The organism is Saccharothrix carnea (genome assembly GCF_003014735.1).
Classification (GTDB): domain Bacteria; phylum Actinomycetota; class Actinomycetes; order Mycobacteriales; family Pseudonocardiaceae; genus Actinosynnema; species Actinosynnema carneum.
This window is the reverse complement of sequence record NZ_PYAX01000002.1, coordinates 610,933-634,884: the sequence shown is the minus strand read 5'-3', so window position 1 is coordinate 634,884 and position 23,952 is coordinate 610,933. Positions and strand designations below refer to the sequence as shown.

The following is a 23,952-nucleotide window of genomic DNA, read 5'->3' as shown; positions in this document are numbered from 1 at the left end:
GGAGTTGGCTTGTTCCGACCCGTGCCGGTGCCCGTGCTGCCGCCCAGCACCGCACTGGCCGACCTGGCGACCGCCGGCGAGCACCACGCCTGGCTGGCAGGCACCACCGGCGTGTTCACCAGCCGCCCGTCGGCACCACTGGTGCTGAGCTGGACCGGCGAGACCTGGCGCGAGGAACCACTGCCCGACCTGCCCGCACCGGCGAGCCTGTCCGGCGTGTCCGCCACCGCGCCCGACGACGTCTGGGCAGTCGGCAACAGCGACGGCCACCCCCTCGTCCTGCACTACGACGGCACCACCTGGCACACCGTCACCACACCACCCATCACCTGGGCCAAAGCCGTCGCCGCCGTCGCCCGCGACGACGTCCACGTCGTCGGCACCGGCCGCGACACCCTGCACTACGACGGCACCCACTGGCACGTCCGCACCGCCCTGTCCTCCGCCCGCGAAGGACTGCAGACCATCACCGCCACCGCACCCCACCACGTCTGGGCAGGCGGCGGAGGCCTCGCCGGCGCCGGACCCGCCACCTACGACTACCCCGTCCTCGTCCACTGGGACGGCCACACCTGGACCGAGATCGCCGGACCACGCCTCGAACGCGGCCACGTCGCCCGCCTCGCCGCCACCGCACCCGACGACATCTGGCTCGGCCACGTCCGCGACACCGAAGGCCTGCGCGTGCACCGCTGGGACGGCCGGCAGTGGAACGCCGTCCCCACCCCCGACCACACCGGCCGCCTCAGCGTCCACGGCGTCGCCGCCGGCTGGACCTGGGGCGTCCGCGCCACCCGCCGCTCCTTCGACACCCGACCCGCCTTCCACCGCTGGACCGGCCACCGCTGGACCACCGTCGCCCTGCCCGACGACCTCGCCCGCACCTCCGCCTCCCACGTCGGCCTCGCCACCACCGGCACCACCACCTGGGCTTACCTGAAAACAGCGGCGGGCGTCCACGTCCTGCGCCACACTGCCCCGTGACCTTCCGCCTCACCGTCCTGGGCACCGCCACGCCCTACCCGCGCCCCGGCAACCCCTGCTCGGGCTACCTCCTGCGCACCGAGCACACCGCAATCTGGGTCGACGCCGGCCCCGGCACCCTCGCCGAGCTGCAACGCCACCACCGCCCCGACCTGCTCGACGCCGTGTGGATCTCCCACACCCACGCCGACCACGCCGCCGACCTACTGCCCTACTACTACGCACTCCTGTTCGCCGACCGACAACCCCACGCACCCATCCCGCTCTACGGCCCACCCGGACTCGCCGACCGACTCGAGCACTTCCTCGCCGGCGCCACCCCCAACCCGGCCGCCGCCGCGTTCGACATCCACGAACTGCACGACGACCACCACACCGAGATCGGCGACATCACCCTCACCAGCCGCGCCGTCCACCACGGCCTGCCCGCCTTCGGCCTGCGCGCCACCCACGACGACACCACCTTCGCCTACTCCGGCGACACCGGACCCTGCCCGGCCCTCGACGACCTCGCCGAAGGCGCCGACCTGTTCCTCTGCGAAGCAGACGGCACCGGACCACACCACTGCTCCCCCGAAGACGCCGCCACGGCCGGCCGCGGCGCCCGACGCCTCCTGCTCACCCACATCGGCCACACCCTCGGCACCGCCGAAGCCACCGAACGCGCCCACGCCCCCGTCGCACGACCAGGCGAAAGCTTCACGATCAGATGACACCGACCCCCACACCACCGCGACCGCGGCGGACAACCGCCCGAAACCCCACCCGCCGAAGTCACCGCAAAACCGGCGAACGATGCCATTCCACTCCACCCGACACCGGCGAGGTAAATGGTCACCGGCCTCACCACCGCCACCAACAACAGCCACGAACTTTCACCGAACGTTCCCCCCGCCGCCCACGACGACGGATGACCCACGACCGCCACAAACCTGTAACCCCACACACCCCGAAACCGAGAAAAACCACCCACAACCACGGCAACCCACAACCAAAGCGGGGCATGATGCCTGCCCCCGACACCAACACAGTAGGCTGCCTCCTCGCCACCTCCGCAAAGCCGGTATCCCCGGCCCTCGGGTGGAACCACCAAGGACAGGACACAAGGGGAAGGGTCGTGGCAGGGGGATGGGTGTTCCACACCGCAACCTGATCGTCGGTCCTACGAGGTGACCATGAACGGCATCGACATCATGCTCCCCCACTACGGGGACATCTCGTACCTGAAGACCGCGGTGCGCAGCATCATCGCCCAGGACGACACCGACTGGCACCTCACCGTCATCGACGACAGCGTCACCGACAACGGCCTGCCCGACTGGTTCGACGCGCTGCGCGACGACCGCATCGACTACCAGCGCAACGAAGCCAACCTCGGCATCAACGCCAACTTCCAGAAGTGCCTCGACCTCGCCGAACGCGACTTCCTCGTGGTCATGGGCTCCGACGACGCGATGCTGCCCAACTACGTCAGCACCATCCGCCGGACCCTCCAGCGCTACCCCGACGCCGACGTCGTCCAAGCCGGCGTCGAAGTCATCGACAGCACCGGCCAGGTCGTAAGACCCCTCACCGACCGCGTCAAACGCGGCATCTACGCCCCCGACACCACCACCCCCAAACTCATGGGCGGCGAAGACCTCGCCATCAGCCTCCTGCGCGGCAACTGGACCTACTTCCCCTCCCTGTGCTGGCGCCGCGACGCCCTCAAAGACCTCGGCTTCCGCCAAGGCCTCAGCGTCGTCCTCGACCTCGCCCTCATGCTCGACCTGCTCCAACGCGGCGGACAACTCGCCGTCGTCCCCGACGTCTGCTTCCAGTACCGCCGCCACAACGCCAGCGTCTCCTCCTCCCTGGCCTCCCTCGGCGGCCGCTTCACCGAAGAACGCGACTTCTTCGTCGACGTCGCCGCACACCTGGAGGGCATCGGCTGGCACCGCGCCGCCAAAGCCGCCCGCCTGCACCTCTCCTCCCGACTCCACGCCCTGCTCATGCTGCCCGGCGCCGTGACCTCCCGGCAGACCGCCAGCGCCAAAGTCCTCGTCCGCCACGCATTCGGAACCACCAAACCCGTGAGGAAGTGATCAACGGTGCTGTCGACCGCGCCAGAACAACCGCCGCGGACCAGCCCCGAGCACCCCCCGCCGCCACCCACCACCGCACAACCCCGCAGAGGATGGCTCTTCGCCGCCGAAGCCGTCGTGTCCGTGGCCGCCGCGGCGCTCATGGTGTTGCTCGCCCGCCGCATCGAGGTCAACCCCCTCGACCGGATCGGCCAGATCAGCGGCCTCGCCGGACTGCAACTCCGCTACGCCCTCATCGTCCTCGTGCTGCTGATCCTCGTCGTGATCACCGCCCGCGTCCGCTGGGCCGCCCACGCACCCACCGCCCGCCGACTCACCGCCGCCGCGGCAGCAGGCCTGTTCAGCGGCCTCGTCGCCGGCGCGATCCTGATCGCCCTGCGCGGCACCTCCTGGGGACTGTTCGCCAACTACGGCGACGCCGGCACCCTCAGCGACTGGGCACAAGCCCTCATCGACACCGGCACCATGAAAGACGACTACCCGCCCGCCTGGATCCACCTCACCGCCTGGCTCTCCCAGCTCACCGACACCGCGCCCGACAACCTCCTCAAACCCCTCCAGATCGTCGGCACCGCCCTGTTCGGACCCGTCGCCTACCTCGCCTGGCGACTGCTGCTGTCCCCCATGTGGGCACTCGCCCTCGGCGTACTCCCCGCCATCGTGCTCATCGAGCCGTACAAGCCCTACACCACGATCATGCTCGTCGTGATGGTCCCCGTGCTGCTCGCCCTGCTCCGCCGACTCCGGCGCGCCGGCGACACCACCTGGCGCGGCATCGTCCTGCCCGCCCTCGGCTTCGGCCTCGCCCTCGGCGTGATCTTCCTCATCTACTCCGGCTGGTTCGTCTGGTCCGCACCCGGCGTCGTGGTCGCCGCCCTCGTGCTGTTCCCCTGGCGCACCGGCTGGGCCAAGGGCCTCACCCTCATCGCGATCACCGCCGCCGCCTTCGTCGCCGTGTCCTACCGCCACCTCTTCGGCCTGCTGGACGCCTCCGGCTCGGTCAAGGACCGCTACTTCTACTGGGACACCTGGACCGAACCCACCTACATCGCCATGTGGCGCACCGACCTCCCCGGCACCACCGGCCCCTGGCCCCCACCCGGCGAGATCGGCGGCGTCGGCCTGTTCACCATCTTCGCCCTCATCGGCCTGGCCACCGCGATCGCCGTCGCACGCAGCCGCACCATCGTCATCACCCTCACCTGCGTCTTCGCCGGCGCCTGGCTGCTGCGCTTCCACTTCGGCTCCCAGATGTACGCCGCCGACGCCGTGCAGCTGTACCCCCGCAGCACCGCCGAACTCCTCTACTGCCTGCTCCTGCTCACCGGCTTCGCCGCCTACTACGGCGTCCGGCGCTTCGACACCGTCACCCGCGCCCGCGCCGCGCTCACCTCACCCTCGCTCGGCCTCGGCGCACTCGTCGCCGTGTTCCTCCTCCTGGCCTCCGCGGGCTCCTCGATCGGCGACCGCTACATGCCCCGCGCCGACAACTCGCTCGGCGTCCTCGCCCTCGCCTCGCACCTGACCAGGCAGACCGACGGCAACTGCGCCGCCTACGCGCACACGCTGGGCAAGGGCTGCTTCACGAAGAACGACCCGCGCTACCACGAGTCGCTGCTCGAACTGGCCGAGCTCAGCCCCAAGCGCGGCGAACTGCCACACCCGCGCTCGGAAGACGGCTGACGCACGGGCACGTCACGCGCCGGTGGGGCGGTCGGAGCATTCCGACCGCCCCACCGCTGTGTCGGCCCGAGCGCGAAGACCACCCGGCACCGCGACGATCATCGGCGGGCTGAGACGCGCGTTCACCGCCCGGGTGGGATCGGCTCCTGCTGGAGCGACCCGCGCTGACCGCATCGACGGCGTTCGACCGCGACTCCACGCGACCGCGCGACTCCCGCGACGGGACAGCGCGGGCGGTGCAGATGCGCCACGCCTGCGCCGAGGCCTTGGCCCGCAGCACCGTCGAAGGGCGGCACCCGAGAGGGCGGCGGGCCTGCTGGAGGCGTGCGGCCGGTCGAGGCGGGCCTTGTTGTTTCTCCCGACGTTTCAGGTGAATAATAACACCGTTTTTTTTGAAGTCGGGAGCATGATCACCCGATCGTGAACACGGCCGTCAGCAAAAGCGCAGGTCAGAGTGCTTCGATCGCCTTGGTGATGGAGTCCAGAACGCCGGGGAACCGGTGTTCCATCTCCGCGCGCCGCAGCTCGTGGGTGCGGTAGCTGCCCTGCGGCGTCACGCGGAGCACCCCGGCCTCGCGGAGCACCTTCAGGTGATGCGACAGCGTCGACATGCTGACCGGCACGTCGAACTGGCCGCACACGATCCCACCCGATCGTGCGAGCTCGGCCACGATGCGCAGCCGGATGGGGTCCGCGAGCGCGCTCAGCACGGTCGCGAGTTGGAGGTCCTCCACGTCCGGGTGTTGTAGGGCTCGCACGGTTTCGCATAGTAGCGGCCACGGTCAAGAGGCATATTAGTCCACACTGAAGATATCAAGACTATCAACGGTGTTAGGGTGACGGGATGACCTTGCCGGAGCCGGTGCGCGCGGAACTCGACCGGGTGCGGCACGCGGCACCGGTGGACTTCGCGGCACTGGAGCAGGTACGCCGCCGGTTCGACGACGAGCAGGCCGAGGCGCTGTCGGGCTACCTGCGGGCGGCGCAGTCGGCGAACACGGTACGTGCCTACCGCTCGGACTGGGTCGGGTGGGCCGCGTGGTGCGAGGCCGAGGGCCGGGTGGCGTTGCCCGCGGACCCGGTGGACGTCGCGGTGTACCTGGCCGTGGCGGCGGACGCGACGAAGCCGGACGGCTCCCCCGCGTTCGGTCCGTCCACGTTGGAGCGCAAGGCGGCGGCGATCGCCGCGGTGCACGCGGCGGGCGGCCTGCCCTCCCCCACCCGGTCGGACGTGGTGCGGTTGACGTTGCGCGGTATCCGCCGCACCCGGCAGGCGCAGCCGCGGCGCAAGCGGCCGGTGCTGCTGGGCACGTTGGAGGCGTTGCTGGCGGAGCTGCCGCCGCCCGGCTGGCCCACCGGGATGGCCCGGCGGCGTGACGCGTTGCTGCTGCTGGTGGGGTTCGCGGGCGCGTTGCGGCGCAGCGAGCTGGCGGCGGTGGCGTTGGAGGACGTCACGGTGGACGTGGACCCGCGCACGCACGAGCCGCTGCTGCTGGTCGAACTCGGCGTCACGAAGACCGACCGGACGGGCGTGCACCGGCAGCGCGTGGTGCTCCCGCGCGGCGCGCGGCGGCCGACGTGCCCGGTGTGCGCGTTCGCGGATTGGGCGGACGTGCTGACCGCACCGGACCCGCGGGCGCTGCTGGACGGCGAGGGCGGCCCGGAGGCGACGCACCGCTGCCACTCCTACCGGCCGGGGCCGTTGCGCGGCCCGCTGTTCCCCTCGGTGAGCAAGCACGGGCGGATGGGTGGCCGTTCGATGTCGGACCGGGCGGTGTCGGACGTGGTGAAGCGGTACGCGGCGAAGGCGGGGTTGGACCCGGCGCTGTTCGGCGGGCACTCGCTGCGGGCGGGGTTCGCCACCCAGGCGGCGCTGGGCGGCGCGAGCGACCGGGAGATCATGCGGCAGGGCCGCTGGACCAACCCGCGCACCGTGCACCGCTACATCCGCACGGCGAATCCGTTGGAGGACAACGCGGTCACCCGTCTCGGACTGTGATCAAGAGCGCACGCCGGGTCGTTAACTTCTAACACGCCCGGTCCGTCCGGGCGGGGCCGAACGGTCCAACAGGTTAGCGCGCCGGACTGCTTGCAGGTTTGTTTCGCCGGTGTTTCCACCCGTGTTGAGCTGGGCTTTTGATCGTCGTCCCGGTCCGGGGTGGCCGTGCTGACCTGCGCAAGTGCCGTGGCACCGGTGAGAAACCGCACCCGCACGACGGCATTCACCGGCGTGGTGGCGCCCATACGATCGTCTGCACGTGGTCGCCCGCCCCGACCAAGCGCACCGTGGCCCCCGGACTACCCTGCACTGTTCGGGGGCCACGCGCTGCTCAGGCCGAGCGCGTCAGGCGCCGGTGGTGCCGCCCACGACGGCGTCGGAGGACGGCGGTTCCCCGGTCTTCTCCGGCGGCGGCACGAGGACGGACAGGTCGCCGCCGTTGTCGTTGACGCGCAGCACGAACGGCCGGGTCTCGGTGTACTGGACGACGGACACCGACGCGGGGTCGACCACGATGCGCTGGAACCCGTCGAGGTGCACGCCGAGCGCGTCGGCGAGGACGGCCTTGATCACGTCACCGTGGCTGCACGCCACCCACACGGCACGCGGGCCGTGTTCGGCGGTGACGCGGGCGTCGTGGGCCCGGATGGCGGCCACGGCGCGGGCCTGGACGGTGGCGAGGCCTTCGCCGCCGGGGAACACCGCGGCGGACGGGTGCTGCTGCACGACCGACCACAGGGGCTCTTCGAGCAGGTCCTTGATCTCGCGGCCGGTCCACTGGCCGTAGTCGACCTCGGCGAGGTCGGGTTCGACGGTCGGTTCGAGGCCGAGCCGGTCGAGCAGGGGCGCGAGGGTCTGCCGGCAGCGTTCCAGCGGCGAGGTGACGACGGCGGCGAGCGGGATGCCGGCGAGCCGGTCGACCAGTGCCGCGGCCTGCTCCTCGCCCCGCTCGGACAACTGGACGCCGGGTTGGCGGCCCGCGAGGACGCCCGCTCCGTTGGCGGTGGAGCGGGCGTGTCGCAACAAGATCACGGTAGCCACGGTGCCAACCCTATGTCGGGTTGATGAGCCCCATCGACAGCAGCCCCATCAGGACGATGCCGAGCAGCAGCCGGTACCACACGAACGCCGAGTAGCTGTGCTTGGAGACGTAGCGCAGCAGCCACGCGATGGTGGCGTAGCCGACCACGAACGACACGATCGTGGCGACGATCATCTGCGGCACGGAGGCGGCGTTGGGCTCGGCGCGTTCGAGCACGTCGGGGATGCTGAACAGGCCCGCGCCGAACACGGCGGGCAGGGCCAGCAGGAACGAGTAGCGGGCCGCCGAGGCGCGGTCCAGGCCGAGGAACAGGCCCGCGGTGAGCGTCCCGCCGGAGCGGGACACGCCGGGGATCAGCGCCAGCGCCTGGGCCAGGCCCATGCCGACCGCGTCCTTGAGCTGGAGCTTGTTGCGGAGGTGCTGGGCGAAGTGGTCGGCGACGCCGAGCAGGATGCCGAACACCACGAGCACGGTGGCGGTGATCCACAGGTTGCGCAGCGACGACCGGATCTCGTCCTTGAACAGGTAGCCGAGCACGCTGATCGGGATGGACCCGATGATCACGTACCAGGCCATCCGGTAGTCCTCGGTCTTGCGCGCCGCCTTGCTGAACAACCCGCGGAACCAGGCGGCGATGAAGTTGCCGATGTCCTTGGCGAAGTAGATCAGCACCGCGACCTCGGTGCCCAGCTGGATGACCGCGGTGAACGACGCGCCCGCGTCGTTGCCGAAGAACAGCGTGGAGACGATCCTGATGTGACCCGACGAGGAAATGGGCAGGAATTCCGTGAGCCCTTGGACGAGTCCGAGGACGATGGCCTGCAACCAGCTCAACTACCCACTCCTGCCAGATCCAGAGCTTCGGTCGCCGTGCGGAGCGCGGCGATCCCCTGCTCGAGATCTTGCAGCATGGGCGAAAGGGTGAGCGTGGTGACCCCCGCTTCGGCGTAGGCGCGCATCTTCTCGGCGATGCGCTCCTTCGGGCCGAGCAGGGAGGTGGCGTCGAGGAACTCGACGGGCAGGGCGGCCATCGCGCCGTCGTAGTCCTTGGCGAGGTAGCGGTCCTGGACCTGCGCGGCCTCGGCCGCGAAGCCCATGCGGACGGCGTTGTCGTTGTAGAAGTTCTTCTGCCGGCTGCCCATGCCGCCGACGTAGAGCGCGGCGTAGGGGCGGACGCGGTCGGCGCACGTGCGCCAGTCGTCGCCGACGACCACGGGCACGGTGGCGGCGATGTCGAACCCGTCGAGGGTCCTGCCCGCCTTCTCACGGCCCGCCTTGAGCGAGGCGAGCACGTCGCCGGAGTGCTCGGGCGACAGGAACAGGGCGAGCCAGCCGTCGGCGATCTCGCCCGCCAGCTCGACGTTCTTGGGGCCGACGGCGGCGAGGTAGACGGGGATGTGCTCGCGCACGGGGTGCACGGTGAGGGTGAGGGCCTTGCCGGGGCCGTCCGGCAGCGGCAGCGTGTAGTGCTCGCCGTCGTAGCGCAGCCGGTCGCGGCGCAGGGCGGCGCGGACGATGTCGACGTACTCGCGGGTGCGGCCCAGCGGCTTGTCGAACCGCACGCCGTGCCAGCCCTCCGACACCTGCGGCCCGGACACGCCCAGGCCGAGGCGGAACCGGCCGCCGGACAGCGAGTCGAGGGTGGCGGCGGTCATCGCGGTCATCGCCGGGGTCCGGGCGGGGATCTGCAGGATCGCGCTGCCGACGTCGACGCGTTCGGTCTGCGCGGCCACCCACGCCAGGACCGTGGGCGCGTCGGAGCCGTAGGCCTCGGCGGCCCACACCACCGAGTAGCCCAGTCGGTCGGCTTCCCTGGCCAGTTCGAGGTTCGCGGCGTCGTTGCCCGCGCCCCAGTACCCGAGGTTCAGTCCCAGTCGCACGAACCGGACCCTACCGGCCGGTAACCTGCTCCGCCAGGCCGGGTGCGCCACGATCGTGACGGGATTCGGCCTTGACAGGCGCGTGCCACGACCCGCCGGAAAGTCGATCACCCTTTAGGCTCCCCCGCGTGGAACAGCGATACCTCGGGCGCAGCGGACTGCGGGTCTCCCGGATCGCCCTGGGCACGATGACCTGGGGCCGGGACACCGACGCGGACGAAGCGGCCACTCAGCTGCTGGCCTTCACCGAGGCGGGCGGCACGCTGGTGGACACCGCCGACGTGTACGTGGAGGGCGAGAGCGAGCGGATCCTGGGCGGCCTGCTGGGCGAGGTCGTGCCGCGCGACGAGCTGGTGATCGCGACGAAGGCGGTGGCGCGGCGCAACGACGGCCCGTTCGGCGGCGGCGCGTCGCGGGGCGCGCTGCTCAACGCCCTGGACGGGTCGCTGCGCCGGCTCGGCGTGGAGCACATCGACCTGTGGCAGTTGCACGCGTGGGACGCGAACGTGCCGCTGGAGGAGACGCTGTCGGCGCTGGACACGGCGGTGTCGTCGGGCCGGGTCCGCTACGCGGGGGTGTCGAACTACTCGGGCTGGCAGCTGGGCACGGCGGCGGCGCTGCCGGGGCACACGCCGCTGGTGTCGACGCAGGTGGAGTACTCGCTGCTGGAGCGGGGCGTGGAGCGGGAGGTGGTGCCCGCGGCGCGGCACCACGGGATCGGCCTGCTGCCGTGGGCGCCGCTGGGGCGTGGCGTGCTGACCGGCAAGTACCGCAACGGCACGCCATCGGACTCGCGAGGCGCGTCGGCGCACTTCGCCGGGTACGTGGAGCAGCACCGCACGGAACGGGCGGCGCGGATCGTGCAGGCGGTGGCGACGGCGGCGGACGGGCTGGGCACGAACGCGCTGTGCGTGGCGCTGGCGTGGGTGCGGGACCGGCCGGGCGTGGTGGCGCCGGTGGTGGGCGCGCGGGACACGGCCCAGTTGCTGGGGTCGCTGGCGGCGGAGGAGCTGACGTTGCCGCCGGCGATCTGCGCGGCGCTGGACGACGTGAGCGCGGTCGAGCTCGGCTATCCCGAACGGCCGCTGGGCTGAGGCCACGCGGGCGTGTCCGAAATGGACCGGAATGTTGCTTTCCGTGACCGAGGCAGTCGGGTTCGTGACCCCGCGTCACGCCGAGAGTTCGAGTCGGGTCTAGGTTCGGGTCGTGCGTGAGACAAGTGAGCCGGCCGCGGTGACGCGCCGCCGGTTGTTCGGCATCACGGCCGGTACCGCGGCGACCGTCGTGGCCGCCGGAGCGCCCGCGTCGGCCCAGGACCCGGCGACGCGGCGGACCGCACCGGCGCCGGCCCTGGACGCGGAGGGCGCGTGGCGCAAGCTCGCCGAGGGCAACCGGCGGTTCGTCACCGGGCAGCAGACCCACCCGCACGAGTCGCTGCGGTGGCGGGAGTCGCTGGTGCGGGGCCAGCACCCGTTCGCGGTGGTGCTGGGCTGCGCGGACTCGCGGGTGCCGCCGGAGCTGGTGTTCGACCACGGGCTGGGCGACCTGTTCACGATCCGCGCCGCGGGCGAGGTGCTGGACAACAGTGTGCTGGGCAGCGTCGAGTACGCGGTGGAGCACCTGGGCATTCCGCTGGTGGTGGTGCTGGGGCACGCGAACTGCGGCGCGGTGTCGGCGGCGGTGGACGTGGTGCGCGGCCGGGCGGCGGTGTCGGGTGACGTGAGCGTGCTGGTGCGGGCGATCGAGCCCGCCGTGCTGTCCACGCCGGCCGACGCCGACGAGGCGCGGTTCCTCGCGGCGGCGGTGGACAACCAGGCCAGGCGGGTGGCGTCGCTGGTGTTGGAGCGGTCGGTGACGATCCGCACGGCGGTGCGGCACCACGGGGTGCGGGTGGTGGCGGCGAGCTACCGGCTCGACACCGGCGAGGTCACCCGTCTGACGTGACGTCCCCCGGCGGGAGCGGTGCCTTCGCCGGTGCCTCAGATCAGGGCTTCGTCGACGAGCCGGAACCACTCGCGCACCCCGCCGAGCCGGCCTTCCAGCCAGGTGGCGACGTCGGCGGCGAGGTCGAGGGCACGGGGCGTGCGGACGTGCCCGGCGAGGTGCTCGACCAGGGTCTGGATGCGCCGCACCGGCGGCGGGTGGTTGCCCGCGAACGGCACCGCCAGGCCGAGCTCGTCGGCCAGTCGGTCGGTGACCTCGTGCAGGAACAGCACCAGCAGCACCGCGCCGACCAGGCACGGCTCGTACGCCTCCAGCTCGCGGGGCCCGAGGTCGTCCAGGGTGCGCAGCATGATCGTGGCGGCGACGCGGTCGGCCTCGTGCTCGCGCGGCCAGCCGACGGACCGGGCGTCGAGGGCGCCGACCGGGGTGTGGGTGTCGGTGACGCGGCGGGCGTGCAGCAGGTGCCCGGCCAGCACGTGCCCGACCTCGTGGGCCAGCGCGAACTGGGTCGCGCGCCGCGCCATCAGCGAGACCAGCGCGGCCCGCTGCCCGGTCAGCTCGGGCAGCCGCCGCGCCTCGACCGCGCCGTTGCCGTACAGGTGGGCGTTGACGGCCTCGGCCAGCGCGAAGGACGCCTGCTCGGAGGTCAGCAGGGGCGGGGTGCCGTAGTTCGGCAGCGCCCCGGTCATGATCTTCAGCACGGCGCCGAGCAGGTCCAGCAGCGAGGTGTTGACCAGCACCAGCACGCCGCGCCCCGGCACGGGGACGCTGAGCGCGTCGAGCGTGCCGGTGGGGAACACGCCGGCCAGCATCGGGGTGGTGGCGTCCCACCCGGCGACGCGGGCCAGGTGCAGCACCTCCGGCTGCAGGGCGTCGAGGGTGCGTTGCTGCTCGCGCAGGTGCGCGGGCCGGTAGGCGGCGGGCCGGACCCGCACGTCGGCCAGCCGCCCGAGCAGGTCCGGCAGCGGCTCGGCGGCCACCTGGGTCCAGGTGTGGTAGCGCGCGGCGGTGTCGGCGGGGTGCGCCGGTGGGTCGAGGTGGTCGGCCACCCGCCGGTCCCGCAGCAGTTGCACGTGCCGGTTGCGCAGCTCCTCGACGGTCATCGTGACGCCTCCCCGTTCACTTGGGATAGTCGCCGGGAAAGCGCGAGGGGTACGGGTGGGGCGCGACTATCACCTGCCCAGACCAACGACAACACCCGCCCCCTGCGTGACGATGGTGGTTCGGTGATGGATGCTGGGAGGGCTGAACGGGGTCGACTGGGAGGTCCGACGTTGCGCCGACTGGCGGCGGTAGTGCTCACCGGGGTCGCCTTGGTCTCGGGCTGTGCAACCGAGGAGAACCCGGCCGATCCGCTGCAGCTCGCGGCGACGTTGGAGCCCGCGCGGCCCGCCGCGTCACCGGAGCAGGGCACCGCGCCGCACGGCCGGGTGGTGCCGCTGGGACGGGCCACGGCGGTCGCGGTCGCGGGCGGGCGGGTGGCGGTGGCGCTGGCCGATCCGCCGTCGGTGGCCCTCTACCCCGCCGACACGCTGGGTGAACCCGTAATCGTGCCGCTCCCCGGTCCGGCCGAACAGCTGGTCACGGTCGGTGACGCGGTGGAGGCCGTGGTCCCCGCCGGTGCCGTGGTGACGATCCGGCCGGACGGCACGACGTCGCAGCGCGCGGTGGACGGTGCCCCGGCGGACGTGGTCCGGGTGGGCGAGCGGACGTTGGTGGCGCAGCGCGACCTGCGGCAGGTGTCGGTGGACGGGCACGTGGTGCGCGGTATCTCCAGCCCGGACCGGCTGGTCGCGGTCGGCGGCGCGGCGGTGGTGCTGGACCGGCCGCGCAGCGCGGTGTTCGACCTGGACCCGGCGGCGGACGGCCCCGGTGCCGGGCTGCGCGCGGGCGAGGGTGCGACGAACGCGGTGGCCGACCGGTTCGGCCGGGTGCTGGTGGTGGACACGCGCGGCGGTGAGCTGATGGCGTTCTCCACCGGCCCGTTGATCATGCGGCTGCGCTACCCCGTGCCGGGCGAGCCGTACGGGATGGCCTACGACGAGGCGCGCGACCTGGTGTGGATCACGCTCACCGGGCGCAACGAGGTCGTGGCGTTCGACGTGTCCGGTGCGGAGCCGGTGGAGCGGCACCGGTACGCCACGGTCCGGCAGCCGGACTCGGTGGCGGTTGATCCAGGCAGCGGGCGCGTGTTCGTCGCGTCCGGGAACGGCGCAGGGATGCAGGTGATCGGATGACGGGCGAAGGGGTGGTCGACGGGGACTGGGAGTACCGGCCGCTGCGGTTGCCGGCCGGTGTCTCCCGTCGCACGGCGACGACGCAGCTGACGATCCACGCGGAGTTCGCCGGGTGGGAGCTGTCGCGGACGTTGTTGTTCGGCGACGGTTCCCGCAAGGTGTGGCTGCGGCGCAAGCGGACGGCCGCCGTGGTGCCGGGCGTGATCACCTAGAACGCTCGGACCCGGCCCTCCCGCCACCGCTTCGGGCGGTGGCGGAGATCCCGTCCGGCCTACCACCACACCTGTGGTACCACAGGTGTGGTGAAGCGGGCTCGACCTGCACTTCCGCCACGCCCTGGTCGGGCGGAGGAACGCCGGGCGACCGCTTCACGGCCGCTCGGAGCCGGTCTCGGGGACCAGGGTGCGGAGTGCCAGTTCGGCCACCCGGTGCAGCTCGTCACGGGTGCGACCGCTCGCCGCCTGCACCGCGATGCCGTCGGTGACAGTGTGGACCAGGCGGGCGAGGGTGGTGGCGTCGCAGTCCGCGGGCAGGTCCGCCGCCTGCTCGAACCTGCGGCGCAGGGCCGCCTCGCCGGCCATCCGGCAGGCGATGGCCGCGTGGCGCACGGCCGCCGAATCCGGGTCGCAGGCGTGGACGCCGTGCACGGTGAGGCACCCCGGCGGCGTGTGCGGTCCGGTGGTCAGCTCGACGGCGCCGAGGACCAAGCGCTGGACGACCTCCCGCACCGTGGGCGCCGCCAGGGCCTCGGCGGCGTAGGCACCCGGGCCGGAGTTGTAGCGCTCCAGCGCCTTGAGGAACAGCTCCTCCTTGTTGCCGAAGGCCGCGTACAGGCTGGGCCGGTTGATCCCGAGCGCGGTGGTCAGGTCGGTCAGCGACGTGCCCTCGTAGCCCTGCCGCCAGAACACCTCCAGGGCGCGGTCGAGCGCGGCGTCGGCGTCGAAGGCCCTCGGGCGCCCGCCTGCCATGCCCCTCCCCCGTTCTTTACCTGTCGATACAGTACCGGGTTGAGTTCCGGACCGACCTCCCCTAGTTTCATACCTATCGGTACACAAATGGGGGTGCGTGTGATCAAGGTCGGAGTGGTCGGGGCGAGCGGGTGGGCGGCCGGGTCGCACCTGCCGGCCCTCGCGGGGCTGGCCGAGTTCGAGGTGGCTGCGGTGGCGACCACGAGGCGGGCCAGCGTCGCGCGGGTGGCGGAGGCTCACGGCGTGCCGCTGGCGTTCACCGACGCGGCGGAACTCGTGTCGCATCCCGACGTGGGCCTGGTCGTGGTGTCGGTGAAGGCGCCCGGTCACGCGGAGCTGATCAGGGCCGCGGTGCGGGCGGGCAAGCACGTGCTGTCGGAGTGGCCGCTGACCGTGGGACCCGGCGAGGCCGACGAGCTGGCGCGGTTGGCGACCGGCGCCGGCGTGACGCACGCCGTGTGCCTGCAGGGGTACTGGTCCCCCGACGCCAGGTTCGTCGCCGACCTGCTCGCCGGTGGCCGGATCGGCCGGGTGGTGTCGGCCGCCCTGTCCGCCTCGGGCGCGCCGTTCGGGGGTGGCAGCGTCCCGGCGGAGCTGGAGTGGGCCACCGATCCCGCCGGTGGCTCGTCGATCCTGACGATCATGGCCGGGCACTTCCTGGCGACGTTCGAAGCGGTGGTGGGCGAATTCGCGGAGGTGTCCGCGCGGCTGCCCCGGCGGCACGACCGGATCACCGTCGCCGGCACCGACCGGACCGTCCCCAACCGCACACCCGACGACGTGCTGGTCCGAGGTGTGCTGCGGGACGGTGCGACGGCGTCGGTGACCGTCCGCGGGGGCAGCGGGAGCCCGGACGGGTTCCTCTTCGAGGTGGTCGGCTCCCGAGGCACGCTGACCGCCGTGCCGACGCGGCCGGACCACTACCCGCACTGGACCGACTGGGAGATCCGCGTCGACGGCGAGCCGGTGACGGTGCCCGCCGGCTACCGGCGGACGCCGTTCGGTCCGGCCGCCGGGCCGGTCGCGGGCATCGCGGAGCTGTACCTGGAAGTCGCGCGGGCGATCGCGGAGGGACGCCCGCCGCACCCCGACTTCCACACCGCCGCCCGGCTGCACCGCCTGCTCGCGACGATCGAGGCCGCCGCCCGGACCGGCGGGACGGCGCCGGTCCGGTGAGGGTCAGTCGGGATCGGTGTCGGTGAGGGCGGCGGTCGGGTCGCGGTGCGGGATGCCGGTCGGCCACCAGGTGCCGTCCGTGTCGCGGTAGGGGTACCAGCGGCCGTCGCGGCCGTAGCGGAGTTGTCGGTCGTGGACGGTCCAGCGGTTGCGCCACACGGTCGGTTCGGGGAGTTCGCCGCTGTCCCAGGCGGCACGGGCGCGGGCGGTGTCGGTCCTGCCCGGGGTCCAGGGTTGTTCGAGGACGTCCAGGGCGGCGAGGCCGCCTTGGCGCCAGGCCCGGACGGCGCGGGGGTCGGCGTCGAGCCGGTCGCGCAGGGCGGGCACGGTGGCGGCCAGCCGGATGTGGTCGCGGCGGTCGTCGGGCGCGGGCCAGTGGCCGGTGGCGAGCACGTCGCGGGCTTTGGCGGCGGCGTCGGCGACCAGCAGGCGCAGCACGTCGACGTCCAGGCCCGGCGCCGGTTCGAACTCCGGCAGCGGGCCGAGGTCGCCGGGCGGCGGGTCGCCGGGCAGGTCCCGGACCGGTTCGGCGTAGGCGGCGGTGGCCAGGACGCCGGCGGTGGGTCGGGAACCGGCGACGACTTCGTCCTGGTCGCGTCCGCGCAGGAGCAGCAGGACCCACGGGTCGGCGTCGAGCAGCCACGACGCCTGGTGGCACAGCGCGGCGGCGTGGCGGCAGGGCAGTTCCCAGCCGGGGCAGGTGCACTCGGGGTCGAGGTCGCCGATGCCGGGCAGGAGCGGCACGCCCGCGTCCGCGGCGGCGTCGGCGAGTTCACGGGGCATCTCGCGGTCGAGCAGTGCGGCGAGGTGGCCCGCCTTCACGGCGATCTGGCCGAGGAACCGGTTCCACTCGCCGTCGGTCAGCTCGGTGACGTGGACGGTGGTCCGGTAGGTGTCCTCGGTGTCGTAGACGGTGGCGTCGAGGCGGCCGGGGCTGACGGTGATGGTGCCGACGAGCCCGGCGTGGGCGTACTTGCGGCCCTGCCGCAGCGGCGCCTGGTCCAGCGAGGTGTCCTCCAGGGCCTGCAGCCACGCCCTGCCCCACCAGGAACGGGCGCGGCGCACGCCCTTGCCGAACGCGGGGAAGCCCTTGACGCGGTCGCTCACGTGCCGCTCCTGAGTTCGACCAGGTTGCCCAGTTCGTCGTCGGACAGTTCGGTCAACGCGGCGTCACCGCGGGCCAGGACGGCGTCGGCGAGGTCGCGCTTGGCGCGCAGCATCGCGGCGATGCGGTCCTCGATGGTGCCCTCGGCGATGAGCCGGTGCACCTGCACGGGCCGGGTCTGGCCGATGCGGTGGGCGCGGTCGGTGGCCTGGTCCTCCACGGCGGGGTTCCACCACCGGTCGTAGTGCACGACGTGGTCGGCGCGGGTGAGGTTGAGGCCGGTGCCGGCGGCTTTGAGGGACAGCAGGAACACCGGGCACCCGCCGTCCTGGAAGCGGCGCACCATGTCCTCGCGGGCGGGGACGGGCGTGCCGCCGTGCAGCAGCTGGGTCGCGATGCCGCGGCCGGCGAGGTGGCGTTCGATGAGCCGGGCCATGGCGACGTACTGGGTGAACACCAGCACCGCGCCGTCCTCGGCGAGGATCGTGTCGAGCAGTTCGTCGAGCAGTTCGAGCTTGCCCGACCGACCGGCGAGCTTCGGCGAGGTCTCCTTGAGGTACTGGGCGGGGTGGTTGCAGACCTGCTTGAGGCCGGTGAGCAGCTTGACGATCTTGCCGCGGCGGGCGATGCCGTCGGCTTCGCGGACCTCGGCCATGAGCTCCCGCACGACCGCCTCGTAGAGCGCGGCCTGTTCACGGGTCAGCGCGACGGGCTGGTCGGTCTCGGTCTTCGGCGGCAGTTCGGGCGCGATGCCGGGGTCGGTCTTGCGGCGGCGCAGCAGGAACGGCCGCACGAGCCGGGCGAACCGCTGCGCGGCCTCGTGGTCGTGGTCGCCTTCGATGGGACCCGCCCAGCGGGCCTTGAACTGCGCCATCGTGCCGAGCAGGCCGGGGGTCGTCCAGTCCAGGATCGCCCACAGCTCCGACAGGGCGTTCTCCACCGGCGTGCCGGTGAGGGCGATGCGGGCGCGGGCGGGGATGCGGCGCAGCGCCTTGGCGGTGTCGGAGGCGGGGTTCTTCACGTGCTGGGCCTCGTCGGCGACGACCATGCCCCAGTCGACGTCGGCGAGCCGGTCGGCGTCCAGGCGCATGGTGCCGTAGGTGGTGAGCACGAAACCCTCGTGCGCGACCTCCCGGCGGGGACCGTGGAAGCGCCGCACGGGCACGCCGGGCGCGAAGCGCTCGATCTCGCGCTGCCAGTTGCCCATCAGCGACGCGGGGCAGACCACCAGCGTGGGTCCGGGGTCGCGCCGGTCGCGGTGCAGGTGCAGCGCGATGAGGGTGACGGTCTTGCCCAGGCCCATGTCGTCGGCCAGGCACGCGCCCAGGCCGAGCGAGGTCATGCGGTCCAACCAGCGCAGGCCGTGCAGCTGGTAGTCGCGCAGGGTCGCCCGCAGCGCGGACGGCTGGGCGATCGGGTCGGTGTCCAGGTCGGCGAGGCGCGACTTCAGCTCGTCCAGCCAGCCGGTGGCGGCGACCTCCACCTCGACGCCGTCGACCCGGGTGCTGCCGGTCAGCGCCGCGCCGAGCGCGTCGATCGCGGTGACGGGTTTGAGGGCGCGCTCGCGGGCGCGGCGGGCCAGCTCGGGGTCGACCAGGGTCCAGCGGTCGCGCAGCCGCACGACCGGCCGGGTGGCCTCGGCGAGCCGGTCCAGTTCGTCGGGGGTGAGCGGGTCGTCGCCCAGGGCGAGCTGCCAGTCCACGGAGGTGAGCTGGTCGGGGCCGAAGAACGCGTGGCCCGAGGAAGCGGGCACAGCGCTCGGCCGTTCGCCGATGACGACCTTGGCCGACAGGTCCCGCACCAGGTCCTTGGGCCAGTGCACGTCCACGCCCGCGCCGGCCAGCCGGACCGCGCCGGTCGTGAGCAGGTGCTCGACGTCGGAGTCGAGCAGGGCGACCTCGTCGGGCACGGCCTGGTCGAGCAGCCGTTCCAGCGGCGCCCAGGCTCGGGCGGCACGGCGCAGGGCGACCATGGCGTCGGCGCGGGACCGCTGGTTGGCCGACGCCCACAGCTCGGCGGCGTCGACCACGCGGGCCGGGTCGGCGAGGCTGTGCACCTGCACGACACCGCGGAACGGGCCGAAGCCCTCGATCCGCAGGGAGACGCGCACGCCCTGGTCGGCCCAGTCGCGCAGGTGCGGCACCTGCTGGGGCGCCACCGCGGCGAACGCCGGCGCGCCGGCCGCGTGCACGGCCGCCGCGCCACGCGGCATGGTGTCGGCGACGGCGTCGAGGAAGGCGCGCAGCAGCGGTTCGGCGTCGGGCAGTTCGAGCGGGTCGCGGCCGGGCAGCGGCACGGCGCGGGCGTGCGCGGGCATCGCGTCGGCCAGGTCGCGCACGCGGGCGTGGTCGCCCGCGTCGAGCGGGCCGAGCAGCCACGCGTCGAAGTCGCCATCGGTGACCGCGGGCCGCACCCGGCCCCGGGCGACGAGCTGCAACGCCACCACCACGGCCGCGCCCCAGAACGCGGTGGCGGGGTGGGCGTGCGCGGTGCGGCGGGCACGGCTGAGCAGCGGGACGGCCTCGGCCACCGGCAGCCGCAGGGCGGGCACGGTCTGCCGGGTGCCGTCCGCGGTGGCGATGGTGAGCCGGTCCGGGCCGGGTGCGTCGACCTCGTCGACCTCATCCGGGTCCGCGGACGGCTGCGGCGACAGCACCGAACCGGCGGGACGGGGGTCCTGGGCGGGGTAGAAGGCGATCGTGGACGTGCGTGGCGGGTCGGCGACCTCGAAGACGGCCGCGTACCGCTCCAACCCTGTGTTCAGCACTCCCCCTCGCGCTACTCAAGTTTGAGTATAACCCAGCTGCCCGGTGCGCCCGGCGATCCCGGTTCGCCGGCCATCGGGTAGGCGCCCGACTCCAGGCGCTCGACCAGGCCCCGCGTCCACTCCGCCCCGGTGGCCGCGGTGTGCTCCCACAGCCCGAACAGCTCCTTCACGTGCGGCGGCTCCCGCCATTGCCCCACCTGCTCGCGCGCCGCGTCACGGCGGGTCTCCAACGCCGCCAGCCGCTCGGTGAGCAGGCCGACCGCCTCCTCCCGCGTCAACGACGGCAGCAGCGCCAACCCGGCCGCGAGCAGGTCCGGCCGGGTCTCCGGCCGCCGCAGCGCGTCCCTGAGCAACGTGCGGTACTCGGCCTCCCCCGCGGGGGTGATCTCGTAGTCCGTGCGACCGGGCGGCACGCTGTGGTCGACCAGGCAGCCGTCCTTGGTCAGCTGCTTCAACGCGTGGTAGATCGAGCCCCACTTGACGTTGGCCCACTCCCCCGCACCCCACGACATCAGGTCGTTGCCGATCAGGTAGCCGTGGGCGCGCCCGTAGCCGCGCACCACCCCGAGCACCAGCAGCCGTGTTGCCGACATCGCGTCCTCGTCCAGCGGTCTCCGGGTTGCGTGGATCCCGGTTTCGCCGATCAGGGTAGATCGCCGAGGATGGACCGGTGACGCTCGCCAAGATCGACGACGCCCAGCGGCGGGCCCGCCTCGGCGTCCGGCACCTGCTGTCCGCCCGTGTCACCGCGGTGGAGGAGGTGGTCGAGGCGCTCGTCGGCCTGCACGCCACCGACCCGGCCACGGTGTTCCTCTCCGCGTGCGCCCGCCTGGAACACCCCTCGGTGGCCGAGGTGGAAGCCGCGTTCTACGACCGGCGGACGCTGGTCCGGTCGCTGTGCATGCGCCGCACGATGTTCGCCGTCACCGCCGGGACCGCACCCGTGGTGCGGGCCGCCGCGGGCGCCGCCATCGCCGCCAAGGAACGGCAGAAGCTGCTCACCTACCTCGCGGACGGCGTCGGCTGGGACGCCGAGCGCCTCGCCCGGGTCGAGGACGCCACCCTCGAAGCGCTGCGCCTGCGCGGCGAGGCCACCGCAGTCGAGCTCACCCGCGACGTCCCCGACCTGCTCGAACAGGTCGTCGTCGCACCCGGCAAGCCCTACGAGACCCGCCAGAACGTGTCCAGCCGGATCATCCGCGTGCTGGCCGCGGACGGCAGGCTGCGCCGCGGCCGACCCCTCGGCACCTGGCTGAGCACCCAGTTCCGCTGGGCGCCCGCCACGCCGTGGCCCGAGCTCGACCCCGCCCTCGGCCGCGCCGACCTCGCCCGCCGCTGGCTCGCCTCCTACGGCCCCGGCACCGAGGCCGACCTCAAGTGGTGGACCGGCTGGAACCTCGGCCACACCCGCGCCGCCCTCACCGCCGCCGGCGCCGTCCCGGTCGAGCTCTCCACCGGCACCGGCTACGCCCTGCCCGACGACCTCGACCCCGTCGACCAGCCCCCGCCGTGGGCCGCGCTGCTGCCGGCACTGGATTCGACACCGATGGGATGGCAGGCTCGCGACTGGTACCTGCCCGCCCGACACCGGCCGCGCCTGTTCGACACCGCCGGCAACGTCGGCCCGACCGTCTGGTGGAACGGCTCGGTCGTCGGCGGGTGGGCCCAGCGCGCCGATGGCGGACTCGTGTGGGAACTCCTCGACGACGTCGGCGCGGACGCGGAAGCGGCTATCGCCCGGGAGGCGGACCGGTTGGCGTCCTGGCTCGGCGGGGTGCGCGTGATCCCCCGCTTCCGGACACCGTTGGAGAAGGAGCTGACGACATGATCGGATTGCGGAGGTTGGACGACGCGGGAGTGGAACGGCTGCTCGGCCTGGCGGTCGCGGACACCGACCCCGCCGACGTCATGCCACCGGGCTGGACCCTGGACCGACCGGACGACTTCCGCGAGTTCTACCGCGGCTTCCAGGACGACGCCTACGAGATCGTGGACGGCGACCGCACCGTCGGCATGATCCGGCTCACCGCCAAGGGCGAGACCGGCATCTGGGTCGCCCGCTGCGCCCGCGGCCACGGCGTCGGCCTCGCCGCGCTGCGCCGCGTCGTCGACGAGGCACCCCGACGCGGCGTCAGCGCGGTCTTCGCCGACACCACCACCGACAACACCGCCGCCTTGGCCCTCCTGCGCAAGGCCGGCGCGGTGCTCGACGTCGACGGCACCCACGTCCACGCCCGGATCGCGGTGCCCGTCGAACCGCCCCGGGCCGCGACGACGGCGTGATCGCGAGCTGACCGGTCCCGGGTCTCGGGCTTGCCGGGCGCGGCGATCGTGCGGGCGGGCGTGCCGAAGGTCAGGGGAACGAACCGACCACCACGGTCGCCGACAGCTCCTCGTCCGACACGACCTCCGCGCGCAACCCGCCCCGGGCGAACGCCGCCACCGTCCCCGACGCCTGCCGCGCCCCCGTCTCCACCAACAACCGCCCACCCGGCGCCAACCACCGCGCCGCGCTCGCGATCACCCTCCGCTGCACGTCCAGACCGTCCACCCCGCCGTCCAGCGCCACCCGCGGCTCGTGGTCGCGCGCCTCCGGCGGCATCAAGCCGATCGCCCCGGTCGGCACGTACGGCGCGTTCGCCACCAGGACGTCCACCCGCCCCGCCAACGACACCGGCAGCGGATCGTAGAGATCACCCACGTACACCCGGCCCGCACCCACGTTGCGACGCGCGCAAGCCACCGCCACCGGGTCCACGTCCACGGCGTGCAGCTCCACCCCCGGCACCCGATCGGCGACCGCCGCACCCACGGCCCCCGAACCACAGCACAGGTCCACCACCACCGCACCCGGCCGCGCCCCACCCGCCGCCACCGCCACCAGGAACTCGGTACGCCGACGCGGCACGAACACACCCGGCTCCACCACCACCCGCAACCCGCAGAACTCCGCCCACCCCACCACGTGCTCCAACGGCACCCCGGCCACCCGCCGCGCCGTCAACGACGCCAGCTCGGCCGGACCACGCGCGGCGGCCACCAACAACCGCGCCTCGTCCTCCGCGAACACACACCCAGCCGCACGCAACCGCGCGACGACATCGACCACCAACACCACGAACGCCTCTCGCGAGAAACCCGCGGGCGCCCCTCACACCGCCACGACGCGGCCGGGGGCGACCCGATGCACACCAGCAGAAATGGGTCCCACCTCCCTCGTCCGCGCCAACGCGCACACCGTATCCCACCACCACCCGACCTCAGCCCCCAGCGACACGCGCACGCGCCACCGCCGCCTCCACCCCGTCCAACAACACGTCCAACCCCGTCACGAAGTTCAGCACCGCGTCCCGCTCCAGGTACGGCACGGACTCGTCCCCCTCCACCGGCGGCGGCTCCTCCTCCCCCAGCGCCGCCGACAACGGGAACCGCTCCGCGAAATCCGGCGCCACCTCCTCGAACACCTCCGACCGCGAGAACCACCACTCCTCGTCCGTCATCCCCGTCTCCCGCGCCGCCCGCCGCGTCTCCGCGATCATCCCCGCCGCACCGCGCACGAACTGCACCACCGCACCCACCACACCCCGCAGCACCGACGACCCCAGCCCCGTCTGCCGCAGGATCCGCAACAACACCTCCAGCATCGCGAACTCGTTCGGCCCCAACACCGGCCGCGCCTGCGACACCTGCAACACCCACGGGTGCGCCAGGAAGAACTCCCGCGCGTCCATCGCCCACGCCCGCAACGCCACCCGCCACCCGTCGTCCACCGGGTACTCCGAGGGCAACTCACCCAGCACCCGGTCGTACATCAGGTCCAAGAGCTCCGCCTTGCTCGGCACGTACGTGTACAACGCCATCGCCGAACGCCCCAGCCGCTCGCCCACCGCGCGCATCGACAACGCCGCCATGCCGTCCCGGTCCGCCACCTCGACCGCCGCGTCCACGATCACGTCCACCGACAGCCCCGGCCCCGCGGCACCACCCGGTGCACGCCACAGCAGCCGCATCGAACGACGCGCGTCACCCTGCCCGGCGTACACCGCCACTTGCCCACCCCTTACACCGTAAAGTACCGTTCCG

Annotated in this window: 23 protein-coding genes; 12 read left to right on the top strand and 11 right to left on the bottom strand. The window is 73.1% G+C overall.

What is annotated here, in order from left to right; genetic code table 11:
- The first annotated feature begins 9 nt into the window (after positions 1–9).
- From B0I31_RS07060 to B0I31_RS42495, 4 genes are all read left to right on the top strand, one after another.
- A complete protein-coding gene (locus B0I31_RS07060) occupies positions 10–984 on the top strand; it encodes a hypothetical protein (protein ID WP_146173771.1) in 975 nt (324 codons plus the stop codon).
- Complete coding sequence (locus B0I31_RS07055) at positions 981–1,697, top strand: MBL fold metallo-hydrolase (RefSeq protein WP_106614475.1); 717 nt, start codon at positions 981–983, stop codon at positions 1,695–1,697. Before B0I31_RS07060 ends, B0I31_RS07055 begins: the two co-directional genes overlap by 4 nt.
- Before the next feature lie 462 nt (positions 1,698–2,159).
- Positions 2,160–3,068, top strand: a complete 909-nt coding sequence (locus B0I31_RS07050) for a glycosyltransferase family 2 protein (RefSeq protein WP_106614474.1) — start codon at positions 2,160–2,162, stop codon at positions 3,066–3,068.
- A 117-nt stretch (positions 3,069–3,185) separates the two neighbouring features.
- A complete protein-coding gene (locus B0I31_RS42495) occupies positions 3,186–4,751 on the top strand; it encodes a hypothetical protein (RefSeq protein ID WP_106614473.1) in 1,566 nt (521 codons plus the stop codon).
- A gap of 449 nt (positions 4,752–5,200) precedes the next feature.
- On the opposite strand, the gene B0I31_RS07040 is transcribed toward B0I31_RS42495, so the two are convergent.
- Positions 5,201–5,509, bottom strand: coding sequence for an ArsR/SmtB family transcription factor (locus tag B0I31_RS07040; RefSeq protein WP_106614472.1), 309 nt, complete (start codon positions 5,507–5,509; stop codon positions 5,201–5,203).
- Positions 5,510–5,595: 86 nt separating this feature from the next.
- Here B0I31_RS07040 and B0I31_RS07035 point away from each other — a divergent pair, with 86 nt between their 5' ends.
- Positions 5,596–6,750: a site-specific integrase gene (locus B0I31_RS07035; RefSeq protein ID WP_106614471.1), complete on the top strand. Its 1,155-nt coding sequence runs from the start codon at positions 5,596–5,598 to the stop codon at positions 6,748–6,750.
- Positions 6,751–7,095: 345 nt separating this feature from the next.
- On the opposite strand, the gene B0I31_RS07030 is transcribed toward B0I31_RS07035, so the two are convergent.
- Genes B0I31_RS07030 through B0I31_RS07020 form a run of 3 tightly spaced genes read right to left on the bottom strand, consistent with a single transcriptional unit; the run spans position 7,096 to position 9,672 of the window.
- Positions 7,096–7,791 carry a histidine phosphatase family protein gene (locus tag B0I31_RS07030; protein ID WP_106614470.1) on the bottom strand — a complete coding sequence of 232 codons (696 nt, stop codon included), beginning with the start codon at positions 7,789–7,791 and terminating at the stop codon, positions 7,096–7,098.
- A 10-nt stretch (positions 7,792–7,801) separates the two neighbouring features.
- Positions 7,802–8,626, bottom strand: coding sequence for an undecaprenyl-diphosphate phosphatase (locus B0I31_RS07025; protein ID WP_106614469.1), 825 nt, complete (start codon positions 8,624–8,626; stop codon positions 7,802–7,804).
- Positions 8,623–9,672 (bottom strand): LLM class F420-dependent oxidoreductase, encoded by a 1,050-nt coding sequence (locus B0I31_RS07020; RefSeq protein ID WP_106614468.1) that lies wholly within the window; start codon positions 9,670–9,672, stop codon positions 8,623–8,625. The genes B0I31_RS07025 and B0I31_RS07020 overlap by 4 nt, the downstream gene beginning before the upstream one ends.
- Before the next feature lie 128 nt (positions 9,673–9,800).
- Here B0I31_RS07020 and B0I31_RS07015 point away from each other — a divergent pair, with 128 nt between their 5' ends.
- Both B0I31_RS07015 and B0I31_RS07010 read left to right on the top strand, forming a co-directional pair.
- The gene (locus B0I31_RS07015; RefSeq protein ID WP_106614467.1) at positions 9,801–10,766 is read left to right on the top strand and encodes an aldo/keto reductase; all 966 of its coding nucleotides are present in this window, start codon (positions 9,801–9,803) and stop codon (positions 10,764–10,766) included.
- A 112-nt stretch (positions 10,767–10,878) separates the two neighbouring features.
- Entirely contained in the window at positions 10,879–11,616 is a 738-nt protein-coding gene (locus B0I31_RS07010) for a carbonic anhydrase (RefSeq protein ID WP_106614466.1), read from the top strand.
- A 35-nt stretch (positions 11,617–11,651) separates the two neighbouring features.
- On the opposite strand, the gene B0I31_RS07005 is transcribed toward B0I31_RS07010, so the two are convergent.
- A complete protein-coding gene (locus tag B0I31_RS07005; protein WP_106614465.1) occupies positions 11,652–12,719 on the bottom strand; it encodes a M48 family metalloprotease in 1,068 nt (355 codons plus the stop codon).
- Positions 12,720–12,890: 171 nt separating this feature from the next.
- Between B0I31_RS07005 and B0I31_RS07000 the strand changes: the two genes are divergently transcribed.
- A complete protein-coding gene (locus B0I31_RS07000; protein WP_181320028.1) occupies positions 12,891–13,853 on the top strand; it encodes a YncE family protein in 963 nt (320 codons plus the stop codon).
- Positions 13,850–14,065 (top strand): DUF5703 family protein, encoded by a 216-nt coding sequence (locus B0I31_RS06995; RefSeq protein WP_073893111.1) that lies wholly within the window; start codon positions 13,850–13,852, stop codon positions 14,063–14,065. The genes B0I31_RS07000 and B0I31_RS06995 overlap by 4 nt, the downstream gene beginning before the upstream one ends.
- 156 nt (positions 14,066–14,221) lie before the next feature.
- On the opposite strand, the gene B0I31_RS06990 is transcribed toward B0I31_RS06995, so the two are convergent.
- A complete protein-coding gene (locus B0I31_RS06990) occupies positions 14,222–14,821 on the bottom strand; it encodes a TetR/AcrR family transcriptional regulator (RefSeq protein WP_106614463.1) in 600 nt (199 codons plus the stop codon).
- A gap of 93 nt (positions 14,822–14,914) precedes the next feature.
- Between B0I31_RS06990 and B0I31_RS06985 the strand changes: the two genes are divergently transcribed.
- The gene (locus tag B0I31_RS06985; protein WP_219910620.1) at positions 14,915–15,997 is read left to right on the top strand and encodes a Gfo/Idh/MocA family protein; all 1,083 of its coding nucleotides are present in this window, start codon (positions 14,915–14,917) and stop codon (positions 15,995–15,997) included.
- A 3-nt stretch (positions 15,998–16,000) separates the two neighbouring features.
- Here B0I31_RS06985 and B0I31_RS06980 read toward each other — a convergent pair whose 3' ends face one another.
- From B0I31_RS06980 to B0I31_RS06970, 3 genes are read right to left on the bottom strand one after another with little or no spacing between them, the layout of a single operon-like run.
- Complete coding sequence (locus B0I31_RS06980) at positions 16,001–17,104, bottom strand: SWIM zinc finger family protein (RefSeq protein WP_106614461.1); 1,104 nt, start codon at positions 17,102–17,104, stop codon at positions 16,001–16,003.
- The gene (locus tag B0I31_RS06975) at positions 17,101–19,869 is read right to left on the bottom strand and encodes a DEAD/DEAH box helicase (protein WP_425444349.1); all 2,769 of its coding nucleotides are present in this window, start codon (positions 19,867–19,869) and stop codon (positions 17,101–17,103) included. The genes B0I31_RS06980 and B0I31_RS06975 overlap by 4 nt, the downstream gene beginning before the upstream one ends.
- A gap of 11 nt (positions 19,870–19,880) precedes the next feature.
- Positions 19,881–20,462 (bottom strand): PadR family transcriptional regulator, encoded by a 582-nt coding sequence (locus tag B0I31_RS06970; RefSeq protein WP_106614460.1) that lies wholly within the window; start codon positions 20,460–20,462, stop codon positions 19,881–19,883.
- Between the two features lie 77 nt (positions 20,463–20,539).
- Here B0I31_RS06970 and B0I31_RS06965 point away from each other — a divergent pair, with 77 nt between their 5' ends.
- Positions 20,540–21,697, top strand: coding sequence for a winged helix DNA-binding domain-containing protein (locus tag B0I31_RS06965; RefSeq protein ID WP_106614459.1), 1,158 nt, complete (start codon positions 20,540–20,542; stop codon positions 21,695–21,697).
- Positions 21,694–22,152, top strand: a complete 459-nt coding sequence (locus B0I31_RS06960; RefSeq protein ID WP_106614458.1) for a GNAT family N-acetyltransferase — start codon at positions 21,694–21,696, stop codon at positions 22,150–22,152. The genes B0I31_RS06965 and B0I31_RS06960 overlap by 4 nt, the downstream gene beginning before the upstream one ends.
- 70 nt (positions 22,153–22,222) lie before the next feature.
- Here the strand turns inward: B0I31_RS06960 and B0I31_RS06955 are convergent, their stop codons facing one another.
- Both B0I31_RS06955 and B0I31_RS06950 read right to left on the bottom strand, forming a co-directional pair.
- A complete protein-coding gene (locus tag B0I31_RS06955) occupies positions 22,223–22,984 on the bottom strand; it encodes a putative protein N(5)-glutamine methyltransferase (RefSeq protein ID WP_219910619.1) in 762 nt (253 codons plus the stop codon).
- Positions 22,985–23,129: 145 nt separating this feature from the next.
- Entirely contained in the window at positions 23,130–23,918 is a 789-nt protein-coding gene (locus tag B0I31_RS06950; RefSeq protein ID WP_106614457.1) for a TetR/AcrR family transcriptional regulator, read from the bottom strand.
- Positions 23,919–23,952 lie beyond the last annotated feature (34 nt).